7 protein-coding genes are annotated in these 6,120 nt (G+C 58.1%); 5 read left to right on the forward strand and 2 right to left on the reverse strand.

Annotated features, from left to right (window positions below):
- The 3 genes from RT340_RS21260 to RT340_RS21270 all read left to right on the forward strand — a co-directional run.
- A partial coding sequence (locus tag RT340_RS21260; RefSeq protein ID WP_313377665.1) for a tetratricopeptide repeat protein occupies nt 1-575 on the forward strand: 575 nt, incomplete at its 5' end.
- Between the two features lie 63 nt (nt 576-638).
- Complete coding sequence (locus RT340_RS21265; RefSeq protein WP_034828210.1) at nt 639-1,553, forward strand: SPFH domain-containing protein; 915 nt, start codon at nt 639-641, stop codon at nt 1,551-1,553.
- Entirely contained in the window at nt 1,553-2,011 is a 459-nt protein-coding gene (locus RT340_RS21270) for an NfeD family protein (protein ID WP_313377669.1), read from the forward strand. The genes RT340_RS21265 and RT340_RS21270 overlap by 1 nt, the downstream gene beginning before the upstream one ends.
- Here the strand turns inward: RT340_RS21270 and cueR are convergent.
- The gene (gene cueR, locus RT340_RS21275) at nt 1,987-2,403 is read right to left on the reverse strand and encodes a Cu(I)-responsive transcriptional regulator (protein WP_313377666.1); all 417 of its coding nucleotides are present in this window, start codon (nt 2,401-2,403) and stop codon (nt 1,987-1,989) included. The genes RT340_RS21270 and cueR overlap by 25 nt on opposite strands.
- 110 nt (nt 2,404-2,513) lie before the next feature.
- Here cueR and copA point away from each other — a divergent pair, with 110 nt between their 5' ends.
- Entirely contained in the window at nt 2,514-5,012 is a 2,499-nt protein-coding gene (gene copA / locus RT340_RS21280) for a copper-exporting P-type ATPase CopA (RefSeq protein WP_313377667.1), read from the forward strand.
- Nucleotides 5,013-5,083: 71 nt separating this feature from the next.
- Nucleotides 5,084-5,884 carry a TraB/GumN family protein gene (locus tag RT340_RS21285; protein ID WP_097117468.1) on the forward strand — a complete coding sequence of 267 codons (801 nt, stop codon included), beginning with the start codon at nt 5,084-5,086 and terminating at the stop codon, nt 5,882-5,884.
- A 49-nt stretch (nt 5,885-5,933) separates the two neighbouring features.
- Here the strand turns inward: RT340_RS21285 and RT340_RS21290 are convergent.
- Nucleotides 5,934-6,120, reverse strand: a 187-nt coding sequence (locus RT340_RS21290; RefSeq protein ID WP_313377668.1) for a hypothetical protein, incomplete at its 5' end; no start/stop codon positions are given.

Here is a 6,120-nt window from a genome sequence, read left to right on the forward strand (position 1 = left end):
AGGGGCCGCAGCCGGAAGAGGCGATCCGCGCGCTGCTGCAAAAAGTGCTGCCGCGTGAAGAAGAGATCAAAACCCATCAAGCGATGCAGCTGATGGAAGAAGGCAAACCGCTGGATGCGCTGCCGTTGCTGAAAGATGCCTGGGCGCTGAGCAACCAGAACAGTGAAATTGGTTTCCTCTTGGCAGAAGTGCTGATCACCCTGAGCCGCAGCGAAGAAGCAGAAGCGGTGCTGGCGGTGGTGCCATTGCAGGATCAGGACACCCGTTATCAAAGCCTGGTATCGCAAATCGATCTGCTGAAACAAGCTGCGGATACCCCTGAAATTCAGCAACTGCAGGAACAACTGGCAGCCGAGCCCGCGAATGCGGAACTGGCTGCTAAACTTGCATTACAGTTGCACCAGGTGGGCCGTAACGAAGAAGCGCTGGATCTGCTGTTCAGCTTCCTGAAGAGCGATCTCAGTGCCGGAGAAGGTCAGGTACGTAAGATGTTCCAGGAGATTTTGGCCGCGCTCGGCACGGGCGATGCTCTCGCCACACGCTATCGCCGCCAGCTGTACTCGCTGCTGTACTGATCGGTACCGCGCGTGCAACGGGGCGAACGACTCGGCCCGATAATCTGACAACCAGGAGGTTATATGTTGACTGTGATTCCCGTCATTATCGTGCTCGCACTCGTTACGGTATGGGCCGGTGTAAAAATTGTGCCACAAGGCTATCAGTGGACGGTGGAACGTTTTGGCCGTTACACCAAAACCCTGCCCCCCGGCCTGAGTTTAATTGTCCCGTTCATGGATCGTATTGGTCGCAAGATCAATATGATGGAACAAGTCCTCGATATCCCCTCGCAAGAAATCATCTCCAAAGATAACGCCAACGTCACCATTGATGCCGTGTGCTTTATTCAGGTGGTTGATCCTGCGCGCGCGGCCTATGAAGTCAGCAATCTTGAGCTGTCGATCCTCAATCTGACCATGACCAACATCCGTACTGTGCTCGGTAGCATGGAATTGGATGAGATGCTGTCGCAGCGCGATAACATCAATACCCGCTTACTGCATATCGTCGATGAAGCCACCAATCCGTGGGGCGTGAAGATCACCCGTATCGAAATTCGTGACGTGCGTCCACCGCAGGAATTAATCGCGGCAATGAATGCGCAGATGAAAGCCGAACGTACCAAGCGTGCTGACATCCTTACCGCAGAAGGCGTGCGCCAGGCGGCGATACTGCGTGCTGAAGGTGACAAGCAGTCGCAGATTCTGAAAGCCGAAGGGGAACGTACCTCCGCCTTCCTGCAGGCCGAAGCGCGTGAACGTCAGGCGCAGGCCGAAGCAAACGCCACGCGTGCCGTATCGGAAGCGATTGCCGCAGGCGATATTCAAGCGGTGAACTACTTTGTGGCGCAGAAATATACCGATGCGTTGCAGAAGATCGGTGAATCTCATAACAGCAAAGTGGTGATGATGCCGCTGGATGCCAGCAGTTTGCTGGGTTCTATTGCCGGGATCGGCGAATTGCTGAAGGAGAGCCGTCAGGAGCGTAAACCGTGATCCTGATGGAACTGATTGCCCATCCACACTGGTTCTGGCTGACGCTGGGCGGCCTGCTGCTGGCGGCTGAAATGCTTGGCACCAGCGGTTATCTGCTGTGGAGTGGATTAGCGGCGGTGCTGGTCGGCCTGATTGAATGGTTTTTCCCGTTCTCGTGGACGCACCAGGGCATTTTGTTCGCCGTGCTGACGCTGCTGTGCGTCTACTTCTGGTATCGCTGGATGCGCTACCGCGAGGTTGCTCAGCAGCCCAACACCCTGAATCAACGCGGATCGCAGATGATCGGTATGCACCTGACTCTGGATGCCACGCTCAAAGATGGTTTTGGTCATGTGCGTATTGGCGACAGCAGCTGGCGAGTGCAGGCGACAGAAGATTTGCCCGCAGGAACGCCAGTGATCGTCACCGGTGTGGTCGGTATCACGCTGCTGATTCAGCCGCGCTTCCCTTCGCCCTGATGGCGGCAGCCCGCCAGATGATTGATAATCGGGCACTCAGCACTGTCATCGCCAGGGCAGGCTTCAGCAAGTTCCAGCAGTCGCGCGCGCATCGCATGTAATTCTTCGATGTGCGCAGCGATTTCATCCGCCTTCTGCAAGGTGCGCGCTTTGACATCCGCGCTGTGGCGAGCGGGATCGTTGAACAGCGTCACCAGCTCGCGGCACTCGTCCAGCGTAAAGCCGACCTGACGCGCCTGACGCAGCAGATTCAGCTCATCGATATGGTGCGCGGCATAACTGCGATAGCCATTGTCACTGCGTAACGGCGGCGTCACCACGCCCTTCTCTTCATAAAAACGGATCGCCTTGCTGGTTAGCCCGGTTTTTTTTGCCACATCGCTGATGTTCATCTTTTGTCTTCACCTCATGACCGCTTGACCTTCCCCTGAATGGAAGGTTTAGGCTCTATAACTAATGCAAAGTTTGCAGACAGTCAAACCTCTCGTTTAAGGAGTTTAAGATGTCACACACACAATTACTGGCACTGGACGGTTTGTCCTGTGGCCACTGCGTCAAACGGGTGAAAGAAGCGCTGGAGCAACGCGACGATGTAGAACAAGCGGAAGTTACCCAGCAGGAAGCGCGCGTTACCGGTGCGGCCAGCGTTAGCGATCTGATTGCGACCGTTGAACAGGCCGGCTATCACGCGGCGGTGAAAGACAGCCCAAAGCCTGAGCCGTTGACAGCAACAGAGCCGCCGCCGGAGGCGCTGACAACGGTGTCGCAACCGGCAGAAGAAAACCTTCCTGTTCACCATTTGCTGATCGGCGGCATGAGCTGCGCCAGCTGTGTGAGCCGCGTGGAACAGGCGTTGCAGAAAGTGCCTGGTGTCAGTCAGGCCCGCGTCAACCTCGGAGAGCGCAGTGCGCTGGTGTTAGGCGATGCGCAAGCCGAGGCGCTGATTGGCGCAGTGGATCAGGCGGGCTATTCCGCTGAAGTGATCGACGATGAACAGACGCGCCGTGAACGCCAGCAGGTCAGCGCACAGCAGGCGATGCGCCGCTTTAGCTGGCAGGCGGCATTGGCGCTGCTGCTCGGCGTGCCCATGATGATCTGGGGCATGCTCGGCGACAACATGATGTTGAGTGACGCCAACCAAACGTTATGGCGCTCGCTCGGCGTGATCACTTTGCTGGTAATGGTGATCGCCGGCGGCCATTTCTATCGCAGTGCGTGGCGCAGCCTACAGCACGGCACCGCCACCATGGATACGCTGGTGGCCTTAGGCACTGGCGCCGCCTGGCTCTATTCGATGAGCGTGGCGCTGTGGCCAGAATTTTTCCCGATGCAGGCGCGACATCTCTATTTTGAAGCCAGCGTGATGATCGTCGGTTTGATTAACCTCGGCCATGCGCTGGAACAACGAGCACGCCAGCGGGCATCCAAAGCCCTCGAACGCCTGTTGGATCTCACCCCTGCTCAGGCGCGTGTGATCGGTGAACAGGGCGAAACGCTGATGCCGTTGAGCGAGGTCCAGCCCGGCATGCTGCTGAAGCTGGTCACCGGCGATCGCGTGCCGGTGGATGGCGAAGTCGACAGCGGCGAAGCCTGGTTTGATGAAGCAATGCTGACCGGTGAAGCGGTGCCACAGGCGAAACAGCCCGGCGATAAAGTCTATGCCGGGACACTGGTGCAGGATGGCACGCTGCGCTTCGTGGCACGCGCCACCGGCAACCACACCACGCTGGCGCGGATCATCAATCTGGTACGCCAGGCACAAAGCAGCAAACCGGACATTGGCCGACTGGCCGATCGCATCTCAGCGGTGTTTGTGCCGGTGGTGGTGGCAATTGCCCTGCTGGCGGGTCTGGTGTGGTATCTGGTCGGCCCGCAGCCGCAGTTGGCCTACACGCTGGTTATTGTCACCACGGTGCTGATTATCGCCTGCCCGTGCGCACTGGGACTGGCGACGCCAATGTCGGTGATTGCCGGCGTCGGTCGCGCGGCAGAACTGGGCGTGCTGGTGCGCGATGCTGATGCGCTGCAGCGTGCCAGCGAAGTCGATACCATCGTGTTGGATAAAACCGGCACGCTGACACGCGGCACCCCGCAGGTGAGCGATGTGCTGGTATATGGCGACTGGAATCGCCAGCAGGTGCTGATTGCTGCGGCACAACTGGAACAAGGCTCGAATCATCCGCTGGCGAAAGCGATTCTGGCGGCAGCACCCGATCTCAGCGATGAGCCGACTAAGCAATTTCGTACAATACGCGGCAAAGGCGTGAGCGCTAAAGTGGCGGGCAGAACGCTGCTGCTCGGCAATCAGGCACTGCTGGATGAACAACAGATTGATTACCGCGCCGCACAACAAGATATCGACCGTTTCGCCGCGCAAGGCACTACGCCAGTGCTGCTGGCCGATCATCGTCAGTTGCTCGGCCTGATCGCCCTGCGTGACAGCCTGCGCCCGGAAAGCACGGAGGCGTTACAGCGCCTGCACCAGTTGGGCTATCGGTTAATCATGCTGACCGGCGATCACCAAAAAACCGCGCAGGTGATTGCTGCCGAAGCCGGTATTGATGAAGTGATCGCGGGCGTGCTGCCCGAAGGCAAAGCGCAGGCGATTGCGCAGTTGCAGCAGCAGGGGCGCAAAGTGGTGATGGTCGGCGATGGCATCAACGATGCACCCGCGCTGGCGCAGGCCGATGTGGGGATTGCCATGGGTGGCGGCAGCGATGTGGCCGTCGAAACCGCTGCCATGACGTTGATGCGCAACGATTTGCACTGTGTTGCCGATGCGCTGGCGATGGCAGGCGCGACACTGCGTAATATGCGCCAGAACTTGCTCGGGGCTTTTGTCTATAACAGCCTGGGGATTCCGATTGCGGCGGGCGTGCTCTACCCGTTCACGGGTTTGCTGCTTAGCCCAATCGTGGCGGGCGCGGCGATGGCGCTGTCTTCGATTACCGTGGTGAGTAACGCGAATCGTTTGTTGCGCTTTAAGCCAGCAAAACGCTAATCGCCCTCTCTGCCCTGTTTTTCAGTGACTGAAATCGCTAGCATGGATTTTTGACTTCAAAAGGACAGGGCATGAGACGCAGTCTGTGGCACAGCTTCCAGCAGATGGCCGCCAGCCTCTTCCCGGCACGCTATACCTGGCCGGCAATGGATATCAAATTGGGCGATCGACGCCTGCATCTGGCGGGCAGTATTCATATGGGCACGCGCGATATGCAGCCGTTGCCAGCGGGCCTGTTACGCCAGTTGAGTCGCGCCGATGCGCTGATTGTCGAAGCGGATATTACCCAGGGTGCATCGCCCTTCACCCATGACGATGCCTGTACGCCGTTGGCGATGCGTCTGGATGCAGAGGTGTTGCAGCGACTGGATGTGCTGTGCGATGAGCTTTCGCTTTCCATGGCAGTGTTCGACACGCTGCCGTTCTGGCAAATCGCCTTGATGCTGCAGGCACAACAGGCGCAGCGTCTGGGGTTACGGCCGCAATATGGCATTGATTACCAACTGCTGATGGCGGCGAAATCGGCTAACAAGCGCATTATTGAACTGGAAGGCCCGGAAACCCAGATCGCACTGCTGAAGTCGCTACCGCAGGAGGGTTTATCGCTGTTACTGGACACGCTGGAGCATTGGCACACCAACGCCCGCTTGCTGCAAACCATGATCAGCTGGTGGCTGGATGCACCGCCCACGCAGCAACCGGTGGCCCTGCCGACCACCTTTAGCAGCGATCTCAATGACACGCTGATGCGCAATCGTAATCAGCACTGGCGCGAGTTATTGCAGGCGCTGCCGAAAGGCCGCTATGTGGTGGCTGTTGGTGCACTGCATCTGTATGGCGAGGATAACCTGCCAGGATTGTTGAAATCGTAACAAATGCCGTCACCGCAAGACCTTATGCATCCTCATGTCCTGAAAGCGATCAGATCGATGACGTGCGTCTCTCTGATTGTGCGGAAATGTGCTTTGCCGGATGCGCGGCGAAGGGTTGGCACAGCGGATGAGCAGTAAGGAGTTGAGCAGTTGAGCAGTTGAGCAGTTGAGCAGTTGAGCAGTTGAGCCGTTGAGCCGTTGAGCCGTTGAGCCGTTGAGCCGTTGAGCCGTTGAGC

It is taken from the genome of Pantoea sp. CTOTU50773 (assembly GCF_032082325.1).
GTDB lineage: Bacteria > Pseudomonadota > Gammaproteobacteria > Enterobacterales > Enterobacteriaceae > Pantoea > Pantoea communis.